Genomic DNA, 21083 nt, shown 5'->3' on the forward strand with positions numbered 1-21083 from the left:
TCGGGCACGAGGTCCAACGGTACGTCATCCCGGCCCCTTCCCGGTCACTGTCGGTAGAGCAGTGCGCGGACCTCCGACTCGGCCGCGTGCGTGCGGTCGGGGTCGATGGTCTCGCCGTGGTCGTAGGCGTCGAGCAGGCGCGGGTCGATGTAGCTCTGCCGGCACACCGTCGGGGTGTTGCCGAGTTCCTCGCTCGCGACCTTCACCGCGTGCGACACCGCCTTCTTCCGTTTCGCCACGGACGACTGCGGTCCGGTCGCCGCGAGGTCGACCGCGGCGGCGACGGTGCCGTGCAGGGTGCGGAAGTCCTTCGCGGTGAACTCGTCACCGGCACGTTCCTTCACGTACTCGTTGATGTCCTCGGCGGAGAGGGGCTCCCACTCGGCGCCGCGGCGTGCACGGAACGAGAGCAGCCGGGCGTTCGGTCCGCGCCGCTTCATGCCCGCGATGACGGTCGCGAGGTCGGGGTCGTGGATCGAGGACGACCACTCCTGGCCGCTCTTGCCCGGGAAGTCGAGCTCGATGTCGTCGCCGGAGACGTGGGCGTGCGCGCACAGCAGGGTGGACAGGCCGCGGCTGCCGTGCTCGGTGGCGTACCGCTCCGACCCGACCCGCAGGGACCCCTGGTCGAGCATCCGGAAGGCCGCCGCGAGGGCACGCTGCCGGTCGGGCTCCGGCCGCCGGAGGTCCATCGTGACCCCGCGTCGTGCGACCGGCAGCGATTCGGCGAGCGCCAGGGCACGGTCGTACTTGATGCGGTCCATCCGTTCGCGCCAGGACGGGTGGTACATGTACTGCCGCCGACCGGCGCCGTCGACGCCGGTCGCGAGCACGTGCCCGTTGTCGTACGGCGAGATCCACACGTCGTCCCACGCGGGCGGGATGACGAGGTCCTCGAGACGCTGCCGGACCGCGGCGTCGGTGACGGTGGTGCCGTCCGGGTCGCGGTAGGAGAAGCCACGCCCGCTGCGGACGCGGTGGTAGCCGCGACCGTTGGTCGCGGAGCGGCGGAGACGGGTCACGCTCTCGATGCAACTCGCCACCGCCTGTGACCCGGCCCGGCGACGGACGGGAGGTGGGCCCCACCCGCCGGTTCCGGCGCACCGCGCCAGCGGGGTGACGGCCGAGACGGGAGGGACGGTGCCAGCCGGCACCGCGCCTCCCGTCCGTCAGGTGGTCACGCTCGGCGACGTCGGCGCGTCACCAGCAGGACGCCACCGGCCGCCATCGCGAGGAGCGCGATCAGCGCACCGATGCCGAGTCCGGCCGCACCCGTGAAGGCGAGCTCGCTCGCCGACTCCGGTGCGTCGCGCACCGGGGCCGGGTCGCTGGCGCGCATCGGGTCCGTCGGGCTGGCGGATCCCGCGACCGGCACCACCTGCGTCGTCGGCGACTCGACCATGGCGACGTTCGTGATGCGGTCCGGTGCGTCCGTCGCGACCTTCGCCGTGACCTGGAACGCGACCTTCCCGTCGACGGCGAGCGGACCCGTCAGGGTGCAGGTGACGGTCTGCCCGGTGGTGCAGGTCGCCGCCTTCGCGTCGTTCACGCTCACCAGGGTGAGGCCGGCCGGCAGACGGTCCGTGACGACCACGGGGCCCGGGTCCTCGGTGGGGCCGTCGTTGCGCACCGTGATGGTGTACCCGACGGTCTCCCCGCGGACCAGCTGCCCGGTGTGCGTCTTCGTGACCGCCAGGCTCGACGCGGGGTCGACGGCCAGCTCGTCCGAGTCGTCGTTGTCGGCGAGCGTCGTCTCGGTCGTGCTCGTCGCCACGGTCGCGCTCGGCTGCACGCCCGGGTAGGCGGCGGCCGTCGGCGTCTGGTGCACCGTGATCGCCGGGGCGAGCGAGCCCGCCGGCAGCGTGCCCGCGAGGGCGAACGACACCGTGGTCGAGCCGTCGGCGTTCTTCGTGACGGACGTGACGGTCCACGCGGGGTCGGCCTCGGCCCCGACGTACGTCAGGCCCTTCGGCAGCGTGTAGGTCGCGGTGACCGCCGCGGCGTCGGAGAGGCCGACGTTCCGGACCCGGATCGTCTCCGGCAGGTCCTTGCCGATCACCGCGGTGCCGTCGTGCCCGATCGTGATGGCCACGTTCGCCACCTCGTCGACGTCGAGGGGGCTCGTCACCGGCTCGTCGTTCGTCCCGACCGGCGGGGTGGTGCCCTGGCCGGTGATCACCGCGCGGTTCTCGATCGTGCCGGCGGTGTGGCCGGACGCGAGCTTCGTGGTGATCCACAGGCCGGGGGCGTCCGTCCCGGCGACGATCGTCGTCGGGAGCGAGCACGTCACCAGGGTCGGGTCGGTCGTGCCGTCGCAGGTCCACACCGCTCCGTCGCTCGAGGCGCCGGTGAACGTCAGCCCCTCGGGCAGCTGGTCGGTGACGACCGTGGTGGGCTGCTCGTCCGACGGACCCTCGTTGCTGACCTGGAGCAACCAGGTCTGCTCGGCGCCGGCGGTGACGCGCTTCGCGGCCGTCGTCGACCCGGGCTTCTCGACCGGGGTCTTGGTCAGGCGGAGCGCAGCGTGCGTCGTCACCGTGACGTCGTCACCGGCGGTGTCGTTCGTCGGGTCCGTGTCGGGCGTCGCACTCGACACGACCGCGGTGTTGCGGAGCGTGCCGGCCGGAGTGCCGGACGCGATCGAGGCGGTCACGTGGAACACCGTGGTCGCACCGTTCGCGACCACGTCGGTCGACCAGGTGCTCGGATCCGCGCCCTGTTCCCAGGCCGTGTCGTCCGTCGTGACCTTCGTGACCGTCATCCCCGCGGGCGGTGTGTCGGTCCACGTGACGTCCTGCGCGTCCGAGGGGCCGTCGTTCGTCACGGTGACGTCGTAGGTGACGGTCGTGCCGGCGTCGGCGCTCGGGGCGCTCGTGCGCTGCTTCGTGATCGACAGGTCGGCGTGCGTGGTGACGTCGACGGTCGCCTCGTCGTGCGCGGTCGGGCCGGTGGCCGTGACGGGCGCCGCGGTCGCGGTGTTGACGATCGACGATCCGCGGAAGGACGCCGGCACGTGCACGGTCAGGACGATCGTGTTCGGGTCGGTCGCGCCCGCCGCGATCCCGTCGGCGCTCGACAGGGTGAGCACGCCGTCCTCGTTCGACTCGAGCGTCCAGTGCTGCTGGGTCGCCGCGGTCAGCCCGCGGAACTCCACGCCGGCCGGGAGGGTGTCCTGGACGCGGACGCTCGGCGAGGTGCCGTCACCGGCGGGCAGGTCGGACGGGCCGGTCGGGTTCGCGACCGTGATCGTGTAGGTGACGTCCTTCCCGGCGTCGACCGTCTCGACGTCCGCGGTCTTCGTCACCGACAGGCCGGCGGTCTGGGTGGCGTCGCTGCGGCCCTGCGCCTCGGCGGGCGCCGCGTTGTCGGCGGTCACCACGGCCGTGTTCAGCAGGGTGCCGGACATCGACGACGGGGTCGTCACCGTGATGGTGAACGTCGTGCTCTTCCCGGCGGCCAGGGTGCCGTCGAGCACACAGGTCACGTCGTTCCCGTCGGCGGCGGGTGCGGTGCAGGTCCAGGCGCCGTCCGTCTGGGTGATCGTGTCGGTCGCCTCGTCGACCGGCCCGTCGGCGCGGAGCCGCGTGCCGGACTCGAGCGTGTCCGAGACCCGGACCGTGCGTGCATCGGCCGTGCCGGTGTTGGTGACCCGGATGGTCCAGTCCGCGGACTCGCCCGCGACCAGGGCCGCGCGCTCGGTCGCGTCCGGCGCGGTCTGCGCCGTCGAGCCGAACGCCTTGGCGATCGTCAGCGAGGTCGTGTCGTCCACGCCGGTGGTCGCCTCCGCGTCGTCGTTCGACGAGGTCGGGTCCGTCGTGCGCGTCGGGTCGACCGCGACGCCCGCGGTGTTCACGATCGACTGCGAGGCGGTGACGTCCGGGTGCACGGTCGCGGTGACGGTGATCGCGCCGGCGGTGGTGCCGTTCGCGAGGCCGTCGCGCGTGCAGGTCACGGTGTCGTCGTCCGTGGCGCAGGTCCACGCGGGGTCGTCCGAGGTCGCACCCACGAGGGTCACCGTGTCGGGCAGCGTGTCCGTGACGGTCACCGTGCCACGTGCGTCCGAGACGCTCTGGGTCGTCGGGTCGCTGCGGTTCTCGACGGAGAGGTTCCACGAGATCGTCCGGCCGGCCTGCACCGTCCCGGAGGGACCGGTCTTCGTGATCGCGAGGTCGGCGATCGCGACCGGGGTCACGCTCGCGGTGTCGCTGTCGTTCCCGCTCTCCGGGTCGAAGGTCTGGCCCGTGCCCTGGTGGATCGTGGCGGTGTTCCGGACGGCGGTGAGCGGCGCGTTGGCCGGCAGCGTCAGCGCGACGTCGAGCTCGGGGAACGAGTCGCCCGCCGCGACGGTGGCGCCGTTGACGCAGGACCACGTGCCGTCGTCCGGCGTGCAGGTCCAGCCGCTGCCCGTGAAGGCCAGCGTCGCACCGGTGGCCAGGCCCGTCGGGGCGTCCACGACGGTCGTGCCGTGCGCGGCGTCGGGGCCCGTGTTGGTCACCCGGATGGTCCAGGCCTTCGCGGTGGTGGCACCGGCGACGACCTTCGACGTCGTGGCGGTCTTCGTCAGGGCGAGGTCGGCCGCCGCGATCCGTGCGGTCGCGGTGGCGTCGTCACCGCCGTTCGGGTACGAGACGAAGGAGCCCTTCGCCGAACCGGTACCGCCCGATGCGCTCGTCACCGTCGCCGTCACGTGGTTCGTGTGGGCGATCGAGGTACCGGCGCCGGGGTCCGTCGTCGCACCGGTGCCGGGGACGGCGCGGTAGTGCAGCACGAGGGACCGGTCGGCACCGAGCGCGCCGAGGTCCGCCCACGTGAGGGTCGTCCCGCCGCCGCTGCGCGTCGGGTCGGCCACGGCGGACGCGGCACCACCGTCACGTGCGACCGTCGCGCTGCCGGACACGTACGACCAGTTCGCCGGCAGGACGTCCTGCACGCGCACCGACGCGGCAGCGCTCCCGGTGTTCGAGAACGTCACGCTGAAGTCCGAGGCGACGCCCACGTAGGACAGTCCGCCGATCGTGTCGTTCGACTTCGTCACGGCCACGCGGGGGAACGACGGCGTGACGCTCGCGGTCGCCCGCGCTGCGGCGTAGTCCGCTCCGCCCGCGGCGAGCGAGTGGTAGACGCCGGTCGACGCCGTGTTCACCAGCGGGCTGCCGGAGAGGGTGGCGTCCTCGGCGAGCTTCGCCGTGTAGGTGTGGGTGACCGTCGCGCCGGCACCGATGACCGCCGTCGGCCAGGTGATCCGCCCGCCGCCGCAGTCCGCGTCGGCGGCGATCTCCGCGCCGTCGGCGGTGAGCGACGCGGGGTCGACCGTGATGCCGTTCGGCACGCAGTCGGTGACCGGGGTGCCGTAGGCCGGCGAGCCCGAGTTCGTCACGGTCACCCGGTAGGTGATCGTCTGGCCCGGCTCGACGTTCATCGTCGTGGACGTCTGCGAGCCCACCGTCGCGGTCTTCGCGATCGCGAGCGACGGCGCGACGACACTGCCGTTCGCAGCGTTCGACGTGACCGACGCGTCGGTCGGCGCCGCGCCCTTGCTCGTCCGGTTCCACGCGAGCGTGGCGGTGTTCGCGAGCCCCGTGCCCGCGACCTGGTCGGTGCCGACCGTGACCGGGATCGCCGTCGTGATCGTCACCGGGTGGTCGATGCCGGTCGGGATGTCCGACAGCCGGACCACGACGGAGGCACCGTCGACCGAGGGGGTCGCGGTCACGGCGTCGTCGGAGCTCGTCGCGGTCGGCGTGCCGGTCGCGGCGGTGCCCGCGGGCAGGACGTCCGTGATCCGGGCGTCGTAGAGCGCGACGTTCGCCGGGATGGTGGTCGTGATCGTGTAGGTCGCGCCGTCACCGGGGCGGACCTGCAGCGCAGCGGTGTCCGACGGGTCCGTGCTGGCGGTGCCGGTCGACGCCCCCGTCCCGGGGTTCCACGTCGGTGCCGTCAGCCGCTTGGTGACGGAGGGACCGGTGACGGTGACGTCGTCCGTGTCGCTCGCGAGCTGCACGTACGAGCTGTTCGCCGTCGCGTAGTCGGTCGTCAGGCTCGACGCCAGCACGCGCGCGGTGTTCCGGTAGGTCTGGCCGGCGGGAGCGTCCTGCTTGACCGTCGCGACGACCGTGATGGTGGCGGACGCTCCGGCGGCGAGGACGCCGTCGCTCGTCGCGTTCCACACGTGCAGCGTGGTGCCGGTCGGGCAGCTGCCGAACGCTGCGCGCTGCGCGGAGGTCGGGGTGGTCTCGGCCGCCGAGCTCGACGTGAGCGTCAACGCGTCCGGGAAGCAGTCGCCGACGAGGGTGGACCGTGCGTCCGCGCTCGTGGCCGTGTTCGTCGTCCTCAGGGTCCACGTGACGGTGTCGCCACCGGCGACCGTGCGGCCACCGAGGTCGTCGGACTTGTCGATCGCGACGGCCGGGGCCTGCACGGTCACCGTCTTCGACGCGGTCGCGGTGTACGCCGTGACGCCGGAGGGCTTCGAGGTGAAGGTGGCCGTGTTCTTCGGTGCCGCGGTCGTGAAGCCCGTGCCGTCCGACGCCGGGTACGTCCCGACGCCCGCGGTCGCGCGGAGCCCGGTGACGACGACCTCGAACTTCACCGGCGCACCGGTCGTGTTGTCGAACGTCGCCGGGAAGAGGACGGCGCCGGCACCGTTGGCGTTGCCGGTCCCGGTGAGCGTGAACGTCTGCCCGCCGTACGTCCCGGTGACGTCGGTGCCCTGCGCACTCGCCGGCACCGTGATGGTCGTCGCATCCGGGAAGGTGAGGGTCCACGAGGTGGCAGCCGTCCGGCCGACGCCCGTCGGCAGCGGGTCGGTGAGGGTCGCGTTCGCGGCGCTCGTGCGGTCCGCGATCGTCGCCGAGTACTTGTACCCGAGCGTCTGACCGGGGGCGGCCGCGTCACCGGACAGGTTCGTCAGCGTCGAGTCCGCGACCGCTGCCCCGGACTTCGCGACCGTGACAGCGGGGATCGCGACCGAACGGTTCGCGTCGGCCTGCGGTGCGGTGCCCTGACCGGCCGCCGGGGTGGAGGACGCGGTGGCGTTGGTCCCGCGCTTCGGGATCCACGTGGTCGTGGCACCGGAGTCCGTCGCGGTCGTGAAGGAGACGACGGAGGAGTAGTTGGGGAACGTGGTCCCGACGTAGCCCGGTGACGGGGTCTGGACGTCGTACGTCAGGCTCTTCGTCGTGCTCGCGGCGATCGACGGGATCGTCCAGGTGAGGTACTGCACACCCGTGAACTTGGTCGCCGCCCCGGTGGGCGCCGCACCGCAGGCGCCTTGGTCGGAGATGTTCGTGACCATCGCACAGGTCACCTTCGACGGCAGGGCGTCCCAGACGGTGACGCTCCCGATGGCCGACGTCGTCCCCGTGGCCGGGGTGTTGCCGACGTTCAGCCGGTAGCTGAGCACCTGGCCCTCGGTGGTGGTGGTGGGGTTGGACACCGTGGTGCCGTCCGCCTTGACGATGTCCTTCGCGAGCGTCGCGGTCGGGGTGCCGGCGACCGTGTAGCCGACCGAGGACCGCAGGCTCGTCACGGAGCCCTTCGTGTTCTGCTGCGCGAACTTCATGAGGTTGTCGACGAGGTCGACCTTCGTGCTGCTCGAGCCCTGGGTGCTGATGGTCGCCGCGACGTAGAGGACGAGGCGCACCGCCTGGCCGTCACCGTCGACGTAGGTGCCACTCGCGCCGGACATCGTGTGACCGACCGCGAACGACGCCGTGGTCGCGCTCGACGACTTCAGCGTGACGTCCGATGCGGGGACGGAGCTCTCCGACCCGTAGGTCCAGTCGGTGCCCTCCGTCCACGTCGCACCGGCCGCGGTGGTGCCGACCGGGAGCATGTCGGTGATCGTCGCGTTGCGGCTCTGGACACCGGCCGGGAAGTCCACCTGCAGTCGGAAGCAGACGACGTCGCCGAGCTGGAACGGGGCGGTGGGGGTCGTCGTCTGGTACCCGGTGCGCGTCGTCGCGGTGCAGTCGGTGGACTTCTGCACGCCGTCGCTCGAAGCGCGCGGCAGCACGGACTTCGCGATGCTCGGGGAGTTCGACACGATCGTCGCCGCGGAGTCGTCGACGACCGCCGTCGAGCCGGTGTCACCGTGGACACCGGTCGAGGTCCCCGCGATCCGGACCTTGTTCGTGAAGTCGTCGCCGGCGGCGGTCGGGCCGCCCGAGCCGGTGACCGAGTACTTGTCCCGCATGAGCGCCTTGTACGAGACCGTGACCGAACCGTCGGTGGCCAGGTCCGCGACGTGGAACGTCATCGTGAACGTGCCCGCCGCGGCGTCGTAGGCGACCTGGTCGACGGTCCCGTTCGTCATCGGCTGGTTCAGCGCGCTGACGGTGTTCGGGTCGCAGTCCGCGGGGATGGTCCCGGTGGTCTTCGTCCCGGCGGGGAACGCCGGGCAGAGTCCGTCCGGGATCGTGTCGGTCAGCGTGATGCCGGCGGACGACTCGTACTCGCTCGTGCGGATCAAGAGCGAGTACGTGGCCTGCTGGCCCGCGGCGAAGACGTTCCCGTCGACGGGCGTGGTCACGGACTTCGCCACCGCGAGGTCCATCGCCTCGACGGTCATCGACGCCGTCGAGCTCTGCGCCGGCGTCGCCGTTCCGTCGACCTTGCCGGTGTACGTGCCGGCAGCGGTGACCGTGTTCGTCTGGCCGCGGCCGTTCGACGTCGTGTCCGAGGTGTTCTGCCTGGTCGACGCGCCGGTGTTGTTGTCGAGGTTCGCCGTGCTGGCCAGCGCCGCCGTGGTCGGAGCGGCAGGCGTCTGGCTGCCGGTGGCGAAGGTCATGGTGTTCTCGCGCAGCGGCACGGCGGCGAGGTACTGGATCGTCACGGGCGCGTTCGTCAGCTGGCCGAGGTTCCAGACCACCTTCGTGAAGACGGCCGTCCCCTTGCCCGGGACGTTGTTCACGGTCGTGACGCTCTGGGGCGTGAGGCAGTTCGCCGGCGTCAGGGTCCCGGACGCCTTCGCCGCGGTCGCTGCCGTGAGGTCGGGCGCTCCCGCGTACTCCGGCCCGGAGGTCGTGTTGTCGACCGCGCCGCACTGCAGGAACTCGAGGCCCGCCGGCAGGTAGTCCGTGACGGTCACGCCGTTGCTCGGTGCGGTCGAGGTGTTCTGCACCGTCAGCGTGTAGACCGTCGGGTGGTCGTGGACGCCGCGGACCAGCTCGTTCTCCGGGCTGGCCTCGGCCTTCGTGACCTTGATCGCGGCGATCGCGGTCGTGGTCGACTTCGCCGTGGCGGCGTTCGTCGCGTTGGTCGCCGGGGCACCGGTCGTCGGGTCGAACGTCGGCACGTTCCGCGCGTTCCCGCTGCCGGCGACCTGGACCGTCCCGGCGAACGACGAACCCACCGGGTAGGTCATCGTGGAGGGCTGGACCTGGAAGGTGATCGACTTCTCGTCACCCGCGACGAGGTCGGACACGTTCGAGAAGACCAGGAGCAGCCCGCCTGCCGTCGGGGTGCTCGTGGTCGGGTCCGGCAGCGCGACGCCCGATGCCTTCGCCGAACCGGCGACGTAGGTGACCCCGGCCGGCAGCAGGTAGGAGTACCCGAGGTTGTAGAGCGGTGTCCCGCCCGACGCCGGCGTGCTGTTCGTCGCGGTGAGCGTGACGTTCACCGGGTCCCCGCTCAGCGCCGTGGCCGGAGCCTTCGCGGTGACCGTCACGACCGAGTCCGCCGCCGCGGGCTGCGCGACCGCCAGGACCGCGAGGAGTCCGGCGAGGAGCGCCGTCACGACGAGCATCGCCAGGGCGCGCGGACGGGCGGGGAACAGGGCAGGACGCATCGGGTGTGCTCTCGGGTCGTCGTCGGGCGACGCCGAGCACAGCGCAGCGATGCGGCACCGTCCGGGCAGGGATCCCTGGGCGCGCGTGCGTGGGTGTTCGGGTCACCACGAGAGGCCGGGTCGGCCTCGCGACTCCACGGTATCGAGTCGCGGGAAACCGCAACAACACCCCGAGTGGGGTACATCGCGTCCCACCTTGTGGGGACAACTGCGGCGGTCCTCCCAGGAGGCCTCCGGCACGTCTACGCTGCCGCCATGGCGCCGTACACCGTACGTCCTCTCGACGCGTCCACGTGGGACGCCTTCGACGAGCTCTGCCGCACGAGCGACGGCTTCCCGAGCGGCTGCTTCTGCATCGGCTTCCACGACGAGGGGCCGACACGGGACGCCGCGTGCAACCGGGAGCGCAAGCGCGCCCGCGTCCTCGCCGGCACCACCCACGCTGCGCTCGTCCTCGACGGGAAGCGGTGCGTCGGCTGGTGCCAGTACGGGCCGGTCCCCGAGGTCGTCCGCATCAAGAACCGTCGCGTGTACGACCGGACGCAGGTCGGTCCGGATCCCGCCTGGCGCATCGGCTGCACCTACGTCCGCGCCGGGTACCGCCGACAGGGGGTCGCCACCGAGGCGCTCGGCGGTGCGCTCGCGCTCATCGCCGCCGCCGGCGGCGGGACCGTCGAGGGCTACCCGGAACCCGCCGGGACGGTGCCGGCCGGCTTCCTCTTCCACGGCGCGCTCTCGACGTTCGAGCGGTTCGGGTTCGCGCGCCAGCGTGCGATCGGCAAGCACCGCTGGGTCGTCACCACGACGGTCGAACCGGCCTGACGATCGGGCCGGCCCCGAGACGGCACTGGAGGCGGGGGGCCCCGCCGGGGCCCCCCCCCGCCCCCCCCCCCGGGGGGGGGGGGGCGCCCCCGGGGGCCCCCCGCGCCTCCAGTCCGCCGTCGGCGTCGGACCTACTCGCCGTTGTTGCCGATCTTGTCGTCCAGGTCCTGCGCGGTCTTGTCGATCTGCTCGTCGAACTTGCCGCCCGTGACCTTCTTGATGCCGTCGGCCAGGCCGTGGATGATCTTGTCGGAGACGTCCTCCGCCTTGTCGCTCTGCAGCGCCTCCTCGATCTTGTCCTTGTTCTCGTCCACGAACGCCTTCGCGCGGTCGGTGACCTCCTCCGCCTTGGCGGAGACGTTCTTCTGGATGTCGTCGAAGCCGGCCATGCTGCCTCCCTGCCGGCCGGAGGTGACCCGGCCGTTCGATGGCCGGTCGATCCGGCCGCTTGGCCCACATCGTGCTCCGATCCCCGCGACCTGTCCGCCGAACGCGAGCGAACTCCCGGGAAACGGAAAGCGGGGCCGGACCCGAAGGTCCGACCCCGCTGACGCGTGGTAACCGGAGTTACTTGACGATCTCCTCGACCGTACCGGCGCCGACCGTGCGACCACCCTCACGGATGGCGAAACGGAGACCCGGCTCCATGGCGATCGGCTGGATCAGCTCGACGGCCATCGACACGGTGTCGCCGGGCATGACCATCTCGGTGCCCTCGGGCAGCGTGATGACGCCGGTGACGTCCGTGGTGCGGAAGTAGAACTGCGGACGGTAGTTCGCGTAGAACGGGTTGTGACGCCCGCCCTCTTCCTTGGTCAGGATGTAGGCGTTCGCCTTGAACTCGGTGTGCGGCGTGACCGAACCCGGCTTCACGACGACCTGGCCGCGCTCCACGTCCTCGCGCTTGAGGCCACGGATGAGCAGACCGGTGTTGTCACCAGCCTCGGCCTTGTCGAGCAGCTTGCGGAACATCTCGATGCCCGTGACCGTGGTCTTCTGCGTCGGGCGGATGCCGACGATCTCGACCTCGGAGTTGAGGTCGAGCGTGCCACGCTCGACACGACCGGTGACGACCGTGCCACGACCGGTGATCGTGAAGACGTCCTCGATCGGCATCAGGAACGGCTGGTCGGTGGCGCGCACCGGGTCCGGCACGTGCTCGTCGACCTGGGCCATGAGGTCCTGGACGGACTTGACCCACTTCTCGTCGCCCTCGAGCGCCTTGAGCGCCGAGACCTGCACGACGGGGGCGTCCTCGTCGAACTCCTGCGAGCCGAGGAGCTCACGGACCTCGAGCTCGACGAGCTCCAGGATCTCCTCGTCGTCCACCATGTCGGACTTGTTCAGCGCGACGACGATGTAGGGGACGCCGACCTGGCGGGCGAGCAGCACGTGCTCACGCGTCTGGGGCATCGGACCGTCGGTGGCGGCGACCACGAGGATCGCGCCGTCCATCTGCGCCGCACCCGTGATCATGTTCTTCACGTAGTCAGCGTGACCAGGAGCGTCGACGTGCGCGTAGTGGCGCTTCTCGGTCTGGTACTCGACGTGCGAGATGTTGATCGTGATGCCGCGCTCGCGCTCCTCGGGAGCGTTGTCGATCTGAGCGAAGTCACGGGCCTCGTTGAGGTCCGGGTACTGGTCGTGCAGAACCTTGGTGATCGCCGCCGTGAGCGTGGTCTTGCCGTGGTCGACGTGACCGATGGTTCCGATGTTGACGTGCGGCTTGGTCCGCTCGAACTTGGCCTTGGCCACTGTGGGTCCTCCTCAGGACTCGGAGAGCATGCCCCCGGTTCGTGAACCGTTGGCGTGCAGTGTGTGTCTTTACTGTACTTGGTGGCGAGGGGCCCGTCGCCGGGCACCCCCGCCTGTGGAGAGACGCTTGAGCGTCACTCCCCCGCGTTCTTCGCGATGATCTCCTCGGCGACCTTGGCCGGGACCTGGCTGTAGGTCTCGAAGGTCATCGAGTAGACCGCACGACCAGAGGTCTTCGACCGCAGGTCGCCGACGTAGCCGAACATCTCGGACAGCGGCACGCTCGCGCGGACCACCTTGACGCCCGAGGCGTCCTCCATCGAGGCGATCTGGCCACGACGGGAGTTCAGGTCACCGATGACGTCGCCCATGTACTCCTCCGGAGTACGGACCTCGACGGCCATGATCGGCTCGAGGATCGCCGGACCGGCCTTGCGGGCCGCTTCCTTGTAGGCGATCGAACCGGCGATCTTGAACGCCATCTCGGACGAGTCGACGTCGTGCGCCGCGCCGTCCTTGAGGATGGCCTTCACGCCGACGGTCGGGTACCCGGCCAGGATGCCGACCTGCATGGCGTCCTGGATACCGGCGTCGACCGACGGGATGTACTCACGCGGGACGCGACCACCGGTGACGGCGTTCTCGAACTCGTAGACCTTCTCGGCCGTGACTTCCATCGGCTCGAGGGCGATCTGCACCTTCGCGAACTGGCCGGAACCACCGGTCTGCTTCTTGTGCGTGTAGTCGTAACGCTCGACGACCTTGGTCAGGGTCTCGCGGTAGGCCACCTGGGGCTTGCCGACCGACGCCTCGACCTTGAACTCGCGCTTCATGCGGTCGACGAGGATGTCGAGGTGGAGCTCGCCCATGCCCTTGATCGTCGTCTGACCGGTCTCGGCGTTGAGCTCGACGCGGAACGTCGGGTCCTCTTCGGCGAGCTTCTGGATGGCCGTGGAGAGCTTCTCCTGGTCGGCCTTCGTGTTCGGCTCGATGGCGACCTCGATGACCGGCTCCGGGAACGTCATCGACTCGAGGACGACCTGGTTGGTCGGGTCGCACAGGGTGTCACCGGTGGTGGTGTCCTTGAGGCCGATGACCGCGTAGATGTGGCCGGCGGTCACGTTGTCGACCGGGTTCTCCTTGTTGGAGTGCATCTGGAAGATCTTCCCGATGCGCTCCTTCTTGCCCTTGGTCGAGTTGATGACCTGGGCACCCGACTCGATCGAGCCCGAGTAGACGCGGACGTAGGTGAGACGACCGAAGAAGGGGTGCACCGCGACCTTGAACGCGAGGGCCGAGAACGGCTCCGACGCGTCGGGCTTGCGGATGATCTCCTTCTCCTCGTCCTTGACGTCGTGGCCGATCATCGGCGGCACGTCGAGCGGGGACGGGAGGTAGTCGATGACGGCGTCGAGCATCGGCTGGACACCGCGGTTCTTGAAGGCCGAGCCGCACAGGACGGGGTAGACCTCGGACGCGATCGTGAGCTTGCGGATCGCAGCCTTGATCTCGTCCTTGGTGAGCTCCTCGCCGCCGAAGTACTTCTCGAGCAGGGCGTCGTCGGTCTCGGCGACGCGCTCGATCAGCTTGGCGCGGTACTCGTCCGCACGGTCCTTGAGGTCCGCGGGGATCTCCTGGACCTCGTACTGGGCGCCCATGGTGACATCACCCTTGGAGTCGCCCGGCCAGACCTTGGCGTGCATCTCGATGAGGTCGACGATCCCGACGAAGTCGTTCTCGGCGCCGATCGGGAGCTGGAGCACGAGGGGCTCCGCGCCGAGGCGGTTGATGATGGTGTCGACCGTGAAGTAGAAGTCGGCGCCCAGCTTGTCCATCTTGTTGACGAAGCAGATGCGCGGGACGTCGTACTTGTCGGCCTGACGCCAGACGGTCTCGGACTGGGGCTCGACGCCCTCCTTGCCGTCGAAGACGGCGACCGCACCGTCGAGCACGCGGAGCGAACGCTCCACCTCGACCGTGAAGTCCACGTGACCGGGGGTGTCGATGATGTTGATCTGGTTGTTGTCCCAGAAGCAGGTCGTCGCGGCCGACGTGATCGTGATGCCGCGCTCCTGCTCCTGCGCCATCCAGTCCATCGTGGCAGCGCCGTCGTGGACCTCACCGATCTTGTGCGTGATGCCCGTGTAGAACAGGATGCGCTCGGTCGTCGTGGTCTTGCCGGCATCGATGTGCGCCATGATGCCGATGTTGCGGACCTTGTTCAGGTCGGTGAGCACGTCCTGTGCCACAGGGTTCCTCCGGAAGAGTTGTAGGAGAGGTTGGCGTCCGTGCGGGCGCCGGGGTTCATGACCACCGGCGCCCGGACGGTGCCGGGACTACCAGCGGTAGTGGGCGAAGGCCTTGTTCGACTCGGCCATCTTGTGCGTGTCCTCACGGCGCTTGACCGCGGCACCGAGACCGTTCGACGCGTCGAGGATCTCGTTCATGAGACGCTCGGTCATCGTCTTCTCGCGACGGGCCTTGGCGTACGAGGTCAGCCAGCGGAGCGCGAGGGTGTTCGCGCGGTGCGGCTTGACCTCGACCGGGACCTGGTAGGTCGAGCCACCGACGCGGCGGCTACGGACCTCGAGGGTGGGACGGACGTTGTCGAGCGCCTTCTTGAGCGTCGCGACGGCGTCCTGCTGGTTCTTGGCGGAAACGCCTTCGAGGGCACCGTAGACGATGCGCTCTGCGAGGCCCTTCTTGCCGTCGAGCAGGATCTTGTTCACGAGCTGCGAGACGATCGGTGCGCCGTAGACCGGGTCTGCGACGACGGGACGCTTGGGGGCGGGACCCTTACGAGGCATTGGCTCAACCCTTCTTCGCGCCGTAGCGGCTACGTGCCTGCTTACGGTTCTTCACGGCCTGCGTGTCGAGCGCACCGCGGATGATCTTGTAGCGGACACCGGGGAGGTCCTTCACACGACCGCCGCGCACGAGCACCATCGAGTGCTCCTGGAGGTTGTGGCCCTCACCGGGGATGTAGGCCGTGACCTCGGTGCCGTTCGAGAGCTTGACACGAGCGACCTTGCGCAGTGCCGAGTTCGGCTTCTTCGGGGTGGTGGTGTAGACGCGGGTGCACACACCACGCTGCTGGGGGTTCGCCTTCAGGGCGGGCGCCTTGGTCTTGGTGACCTTCGGCGTACGACCCTTGCGAACCAGCTGCTGAATAGTAGGCAACTGTTCTCCTGGTTCTTCGCTCGTGTTCTCCGGCCGGCGCGGTCCGCCGACTTCCTCGTCCCACGCTGATCACCGCCTGACGGCGGATGACGAGTGGGGGACGGAGTGTTCCGGCCGACCGTTGGTCGGACCGGACTTTTCGGGCACGCCCGAAGGCGCACACCCGGAAGAGATTACCCGCGTAACCCGGCGAAATCAATCCGGGCGCGTCGCCCTGGAGGCGCGTGACGAGTGCCCTGGGCGAACAGGCGTCGCGTGGGTGGTCGCGCGGGGCGCGGGGCGCTCCGCCCGGCCGGGCGCGGTGGACCGGACACACGGCCGCCGGCCGGGCGCGGTGGACCGGACCCACGGCCGCTGGCCGGGCGCGGTGGACCGGACCCACGGCCGCTGGACGGACGTGGCGGGCCGGCACCGCGCCTCCTGGACGCACCGGGCGCCGTCGTGCGCGGCGTCAGGAGCCCGTGTCGGACGAGCCGTTGCCCACCGCCGAGCGGAACGTCGCCCCCGCGTCCGTGAACTCGGTGACGTACCCGCTGGCGTTGACGTTCATCGGCCCGGCGGACGCCGTGCCCACCCCGCCCGGGCCGGAGATGTCCGCCGTGAACGTGGCCCGGCCGAAGGACGTCGTCGTGACGAGCCAGCCGTTCGACACCCACCCGCCGATCGACACGGTGGGGCGGGTGTCCAGCGTCCACTTCTGGTTCGTGTACGTGTAGGCGGCGTCCTGCCCGTAGGCGTAGAAGCTGCACCCGGCCGGTGCCGCCTCGGTCGAGGCGATGCAGCCGTCGACCCATGCGTCCACCGCCGCCTGGGCGGACCGCTTGCCCGCTGCGGTGAGCTCCGTCGTCATCGAGACGGGGCTCGAGGCGGTGCCCCCGAACCCGGTGACCGTCGCCGTCGCGGCCTTGGCGGAGTACCACTCGCCACCGTCCACCGCGACGTCGTACGTGCCGGGGAGGGCCGTGAGCGTCGCCGTGCCGTCCTTCGACGTGACCACGGACTGCCCGGCGACCGACACCTTCGTGCCCGTGGGGCCGCGCAGGCTGACGTCCACCGCACCGAGCCGCGGTGCCTCGAGCTGCCAGACCGGGAACACACCCCAGTCGGTGCCCGTCTTGTCGAGGGTGAAGGTGGACGAGACGTCGCGCCCCGCCTGCCGCAGGTAGGCCGTGACCGTGGCGGTGTCGCCGTCCGCACGCGTGGCGGCGATCCGGTAGCCCGTGACGCGGTCCTTCGCCTTCGCGTAGGCGGCCTTGGTGAGGAGCAGGTCGCGTTCGTCGTGCTCGATGCCCGCCACGTCGAGCGCGGCGCCCACCCGACCCGCCGTGAGGTCGTCGAGGAAGGCACGGACCGGACGATCGGCGGCGTGCGTCGACGTGCCGACCGAGTAGCCGACCACGCCCGCGACCAGGAGCAGCACGACGGCCGCGCCACCCGCGACGATGCTGACGAGCCGCCCGCGACCGAGTCGACGACGGGGCCGGGGCTGCGGTCCGGACGCCCCCGCCGGTGGTGCGTCCCGCGTGCCGCGGATCGAGTCCACGGCCGGGACGGATCCCCATCCGTCGGCCTGGTGCTGGTCGGTCATCGGTCCCCCGTCGTCCTGTGGTGCTGCAGGAAGACTACCGGCGGGCACCGTCATCGCCGGGCTCCGGGCGCACCCCCGACGCGCGCGACTGGTGCCGTGCCGCGGCGATCCCGCCGACGACGCACAGGAGTGCCACGACCACCGAACCGACGACGAACGGGCCGAGTGCGTAGCCGGCCGGGAACACGAGCAGCTCGGTGAGGTCGCTGCGGACCAGGCTGTAGCCGACCGCCCCGACGCCGAGCATCACCAGGTAGCAGGTCGCCGCGGCGACGAGGCCGGTGACGCCGGGGTTGCCCTCGCGGGAGCCGACCGCGGTCGCGAGGAACACCACCACGGCACCGCCGAGCACCATCGCGGGGCCGAGGTACGGGGTGGCGTCGGGCTGGGAGATGACCTCGACGTCGGCGAGGAGGGCCTCGAAGCCGGTCACCGCGATGACGAGCGCGATGAACAGGATCGACGTCATCGTCGCGATCAACCACCGGGACATGCGGTGATCGTATCGCTGGCGGGGCTCAGGCGGGGGTGGCGTCTGCGCGCTGCGGCTCGTTCGCGTGCGTCTGCTGGTCGGCGTGGGTCGGGTCGGCGTGGGTCGGGTCGGCGTGGGTCGGGTCGGCGTGGGTCGCCTGGTCGGCGTGCTCCTGCGCTGCGGCGACGAGCGCGAGGGCGATCGTGGCCGTGATCACCGGGATGGACTCGGTCATCGGCGCGGCTACGGTCGGGGCGTCGGTCGTGCTGGTCGCGTCGGGCGTGCTTGTCGCGTGCGTCGCGTCGGTCGCGTGCGTCGCGTCGGTCGCGTGCGTCGCGTCGGTCGCGTGCGTCGCGTCGGTCGCGTGCGTCGCGTCGGGCGTGCTGGTCGCGTCGCCGTCGGCGTCCGGGCCCTGGAGGCGCGGCGCGGGTGCCACGGCGAGCGTCGCCGCCGCCCCGTGGTCGCGCAGCGCGGGTCCGACGATCGGCAGGACCGCCGTGGTCGCCGGCGGCTCGGCGTGGAGCACCGGCGTCTCGGTCGACGGGGCACCCCGCTTCGCCGCACGACGGGCCTTCGCCATCTTGACGAGCACGACGACCGCGACGATCGCCCAGATGCCGTTCACGATCGTCGACGGGACGGCGTGGTGCGCCGCGACGTTGATCGCCACGGCGAGCCCGCCCACGAGGTTGAACAGCTGGTACACCGGGCCGTTCGGGAGCTTGCCCATCGAGAAGAGCAGGTAACCGGCAAGGACGGTTACCGCTCCGAACCAACCGAGGAACTCCACGATTCCAGCCAACACGCGCGACTCCGGGCACGACGAGGAACGGCCGTTTCGAGCGACCGTTCGAGAGAGGGACGAGCAGCCGCGAGCGCGGGCTCAGGAGCATCGTAAGCACAGCTGGAGGCCGTGCGGAAGAGGGTGCGGCGTGGCGCGTCGGACCCCAGTTGGTGGGGGTCGGATCAGCCGTTCGTGGCGGGGTCCGCGAGCACGTAGACGTACCCGGAGAGCGACCACGACTGGTCGGCCATCGGGTCGCCTCCCGAGTCGGAACTCGTCGCCGCGACCCCGTTCACGAGGAACAGCCGCTGACCGTTCTGCACGTTCTTCGTGAAGGCGAGTGCCTGGTCGTACGACCCCTTGACGGCCGCCGTCACGGGCACGACCACGAAGTTCGCGCTCGTGATCTGGGCGTCGCTGTGCGGGGCCGGCGCCTCGGGCGTCGCTGCGGCTGTCGGCGCTGCCGACGCGGACGCCGTCGACGACGGGGACGCACTCGCGGACGGGGCCGGTTCCGCCGCGGCCACTGGGGCGTACGCCTTGGGGTCACCGATGGTGATCGACGTGACCGTGACGCCGCTGGCAGCGCCCGCGCCGTTCAGCTGGTTCAGCAGCGAGGCGGTGTCGGTCGAGGACGGGACCGAGGCCCGCAGGGCAGCCAGCTCGGCCTTCGTCGCGTCGAGCGACGTGTACGCCTCCTCGAGTCGGTGGAGTTCGGCGCGGTTCCGGGCGTTCGTCGCGTCGATGTCAGCCTGCTGAGCGCTGTTGTCGGACGCCTGTGCGAGCTGCGGCTGTGCGCCGAGGAACCACCCGCCCGCGAGGACGGCCAGCGTCGCGGCCAACGCGATGATGAGGGAGAGACGGTTCTTGTTCACTTCGATCCGTCCTTCGTGTACTTGCCGTCGAACGCCTTTGCGCCGAGGTGCGCCTGGATGGTCGCCGAGTACTGCCCCGTGTCCTCCTCGAGCGCGACCGAGGTGATCGTCGAGTCGACGTAGCCACGGAGCTGCGAGAGGCGTGCGGTCCAGTCCGGGACCGAGGGGATGCTCGGGCTCTGGATCGTCAGCTGCATCGTCGCTGCGCGTGACCCCTGCAACGGGACGGTCGACTGCGCGAAGGACTCGGTGGAGTCCGCCGAGTCGATCGTCATCGCGGTGATGGAGACGCCGGCGGGGAGCACCGACTTCAGCTGCGCGAGTGTCGAACTCCAGTCGATCTCGGTGGAGCCACCGACGGACTGGGCAGCTTCGAGCAGGGCCGTGTCGTTCTCGGCCGAACGGACCTCCGAGTAGCGCTGCTGCTGCTGTAGGAGCGAGGTGGTCTCGTTCTGCGCGGACAGGTACGACTGCGCCGTGTCGAGCTGGTGTACGTACGCGCCGCCGGAGCCCAGGGCCGCGACCGCGGCGGCGACGATCACGCCGAGCCAGGCGCGCCGCGCGATGGCCCGTTCGCGGCGCTCCGTGTGGACCTCGGGCGGGAGGAGGTCGACTCGCGGCTCACGCCCCGCGATCGAGGTGGACGCCGTCGTGCGCGGGCCGCGCGGAGCGCGACCCCGTCCGGGTCCGGTGGTGTCCTCGGGCGCTGCGGCCCGGATGTCGGTGGCGGTCATGCTGCTCGACTCCCCACTGCCAGCCCGTAGGCGACGGCGATCGCGTCCTCGTGGTCCGTCACGTCCTGCACCGGGATCGACCGCGCGAGGTCGACCCCCGCGAATGCCGAGCCGCGCTGCACCGGGAGGTGGGTGTGCGCGGCGAGCGCCTCCGGCAGGCCGACGAGGCGAGCGCCACCGCCCACGAGGACGATGCGCTCGACGTGGTCGCCCGGGCGCGTGTTGACGAAGTAGCTGATCGTGTTCCGCAGGCTCGCGATGAGCTCCGTGACGGCGTCGGCGATGACGGAGACGGCGCGCGCGTCGTCCGGCGTGCGAGCGCCCGTACCGATGCCGAGGTGCCGCTTCACGACCTCGGCTTGTCCGAACTCGATGTCGAGCGCGGCCGCGAGCGTCTTGGTGACGTCGTTCCCGCCCGTCGGGATGATGCGGACGAACTGGGGGACGCCGTCGCTCACGAGGACGACGGTCGTCGTGTCGGCGCCGAGCTGGACCAGCGCCGTGGTGCCGTGCAGCCCCGGCCGGCCCACGAGGACGCGGGTCAGGGCGAAGGGGATGAGGTCGACGCCGACCGGGTTGAGGCCAGCGAGCTGCGCGGCCTTGACGTTCGCGAGCACCGCGTCCTTGATCGCCGCGACGAGCAGGCCGTGCACGACGGGACCGTTGTCGCTCATCGCCTCGGCGGTCGGGTAGAAGTCGAGGATCGCGTCGCCGACGGGAACGGGGAGCATGTCCTGCACCTGGAACGGCAGGCTCTCGCGGATCTGCGCCAACGGTGCGGCCGGGACGGTCAGGTCGCGGGAGAGCACGCGTTGGTTGCCCATGCCGAGCACGACGTCCTTCGAGCGGAACCGGCCGATGGACCACAGGGAGCGCAGTGCCGACGCGACCGTGTTGGGCTCGAGCACCTCGCCACGGCTGACGGCGTCCGGCGGGGTCGGGACCTCGGCGAACCGCAGGACGGTCGGGCGTGCGCGGTCGGCGTTCGCGACCTCGACCGCGCGGATCGAGGATCCCGCGATGTCGATGCCCACGATGCTCTTGCCCATGTTGCTGCTTTCGTCGAGGAGTGGTCGGTGGAGGAGG

Annotated in this window: 14 protein-coding genes; 1 reads left to right on the top strand and 13 read right to left on the bottom strand. The window is 70.9% G+C overall.

What is annotated here, in order from left to right; all coding sequences use genetic code 11:
• Positions 1–44 precede the first annotated feature (44 nt).
• Both ACIPKM_RS05995 and ACIPKM_RS06000 read right to left on the bottom strand, forming a co-directional pair.
• Complete coding sequence (locus ACIPKM_RS05995) at positions 45–1022, bottom strand: DNA topoisomerase IB (protein ID WP_071295234.1); 978 nt, start codon at positions 1020–1022, stop codon at positions 45–47.
• Between the two features lie 155 nt (positions 1023–1177).
• The gene (locus tag ACIPKM_RS06000; RefSeq protein WP_402736362.1) at positions 1178–9787 is read right to left on the bottom strand and encodes a hypothetical protein; all 8610 of its coding nucleotides are present in this window, start codon (positions 9785–9787) and stop codon (positions 1178–1180) included.
• Between the two features lie 255 nt (positions 9788–10042).
• On the opposite strand from ACIPKM_RS06000, the gene ACIPKM_RS06005 reads away from it, so the two are divergent.
• Positions 10043–10609: a GNAT family N-acetyltransferase gene (locus ACIPKM_RS06005; protein ID WP_402736363.1), complete on the top strand. Its 567-nt coding sequence runs from the start codon at positions 10043–10045 to the stop codon at positions 10607–10609.
• Positions 10610–10740: 131 nt separating this feature from the next.
• Here the strand turns inward: ACIPKM_RS06005 and ACIPKM_RS06010 are convergent, their stop codons facing one another.
• From ACIPKM_RS06010 to pilM, 11 genes are all read right to left on the bottom strand, one after another.
• Positions 10741–10998: an Rv0909 family putative TA system antitoxin gene (locus ACIPKM_RS06010; RefSeq protein WP_071295208.1), complete on the bottom strand. Its 258-nt coding sequence runs from the start codon at positions 10996–10998 to the stop codon at positions 10741–10743.
• 178 nt (positions 10999–11176) lie between these two features.
• Positions 11177–12364 (bottom strand): elongation factor Tu, encoded by a 1188-nt coding sequence (tuf, locus tag ACIPKM_RS06015; RefSeq protein ID WP_070417678.1) that lies wholly within the window; start codon positions 12362–12364, stop codon positions 11177–11179.
• A gap of 134 nt (positions 12365–12498) precedes the next feature.
• Positions 12499–14613, bottom strand: a complete 2115-nt coding sequence (gene fusA / locus ACIPKM_RS06020; RefSeq protein WP_070417677.1) for an elongation factor G — start codon at positions 14611–14613, stop codon at positions 12499–12501.
• A gap of 87 nt (positions 14614–14700) precedes the next feature.
• The gene (gene rpsG / locus ACIPKM_RS06025; RefSeq protein ID WP_022903294.1) at positions 14701–15171 is read right to left on the bottom strand and encodes a 30S ribosomal protein S7; all 471 of its coding nucleotides are present in this window, start codon (positions 15169–15171) and stop codon (positions 14701–14703) included.
• A gap of 4 nt (positions 15172–15175) precedes the next feature.
• Positions 15176–15544 (bottom strand): 30S ribosomal protein S12, encoded by a 369-nt coding sequence (rpsL, locus tag ACIPKM_RS06030; protein ID WP_017885540.1) that lies wholly within the window; start codon positions 15542–15544, stop codon positions 15176–15178.
• Between the two features lie 451 nt (positions 15545–15995).
• Positions 15996–17132, bottom strand: a complete 1137-nt coding sequence (locus ACIPKM_RS06035) for a hypothetical protein (RefSeq protein ID WP_402736364.1) — start codon at positions 17130–17132, stop codon at positions 15996–15998.
• A 34-nt stretch (positions 17133–17166) separates the two neighbouring features.
• The gene (locus tag ACIPKM_RS06040) at positions 17167–17625 is read right to left on the bottom strand and encodes a DUF6121 family protein (RefSeq protein ID WP_070417675.1); all 459 of its coding nucleotides are present in this window, start codon (positions 17623–17625) and stop codon (positions 17167–17169) included.
• Positions 17626–17650: 25 nt separating this feature from the next.
• Positions 17651–18394, bottom strand: coding sequence for a hypothetical protein (locus ACIPKM_RS06045; RefSeq protein ID WP_402736365.1), 744 nt, complete (start codon positions 18392–18394; stop codon positions 17651–17653).
• A 176-nt stretch (positions 18395–18570) separates the two neighbouring features.
• The gene (pilO, locus tag ACIPKM_RS06050) at positions 18571–19263 is read right to left on the bottom strand and encodes a type 4a pilus biogenesis protein PilO (protein WP_071295206.1); all 693 of its coding nucleotides are present in this window, start codon (positions 19261–19263) and stop codon (positions 18571–18573) included.
• The gene (locus ACIPKM_RS06055) at positions 19260–19997 is read right to left on the bottom strand and encodes a hypothetical protein (protein WP_402736366.1); all 738 of its coding nucleotides are present in this window, start codon (positions 19995–19997) and stop codon (positions 19260–19262) included. The genes pilO and ACIPKM_RS06055 overlap by 4 nt, the downstream gene beginning before the upstream one ends.
• On the bottom strand, positions 19994–21046 hold the full coding sequence (gene pilM, locus ACIPKM_RS06060; RefSeq protein ID WP_070417672.1) for a type IV pilus assembly protein PilM: 1053 nt from the start codon (positions 21044–21046) through the stop codon (positions 19994–19996). Before pilM ends, ACIPKM_RS06055 begins: the two co-directional genes overlap by 4 nt.
• Positions 21047–21083: the final 37 nt, after the last annotated feature.

The organism is Curtobacterium sp. NPDC086286 (assembly GCF_044746255.1).
Lineage (GTDB): Bacteria > Actinomycetota > Actinomycetes > Actinomycetales > Microbacteriaceae > Curtobacterium.

Excerpts from the sequence above, each read along its gene's own strand:
- ACIPKM_RS06000 (WP_402736362.1), bottom strand. The coding sequence starts at position 9,787 with ATGCGTCCTGCCCTGTTCCCCGCCCGTCCGCGCGCCCTGGCGATGCTC.
- ACIPKM_RS06005 (WP_402736363.1), top strand. The coding sequence starts at position 10,043 with ATGGCGCCGTACACCGTACGTCCTCTCGACGCGTCCACGTGGGACGCC.
- ACIPKM_RS06010 (WP_071295208.1), bottom strand. The coding sequence starts at position 10,998 with ATGGCCGGCTTCGACGACATCCAGAAGAACGTCTCCGCCAAGGCGGAG.
- rpsG (WP_022903294.1), bottom strand. The coding sequence starts at position 15,171 with ATGCCTCGTAAGGGTCCCGCCCCCAAGCGTCCCGTCGTCGCAGACCCG.
- ACIPKM_RS06035 (WP_402736364.1), bottom strand. The coding sequence starts at position 17,132 with ATGACCGACCAGCACCAGGCCGACGGATGGGGATCCGTCCCGGCCGTG.
- ACIPKM_RS06040 (WP_070417675.1), bottom strand. The coding sequence starts at position 17,625 with ATGTCCCGGTGGTTGATCGCGACGATGACGTCGATCCTGTTCATCGCG.
- ACIPKM_RS06055 (WP_402736366.1), bottom strand. The coding sequence starts at position 19,997 with ATGACCGCCACCGACATCCGGGCCGCAGCGCCCGAGGACACCACCGGA.
- pilM (WP_070417672.1), bottom strand. The coding sequence starts at position 21,046 with ATGGGCAAGAGCATCGTGGGCATCGACATCGCGGGATCCTCGATCCGC.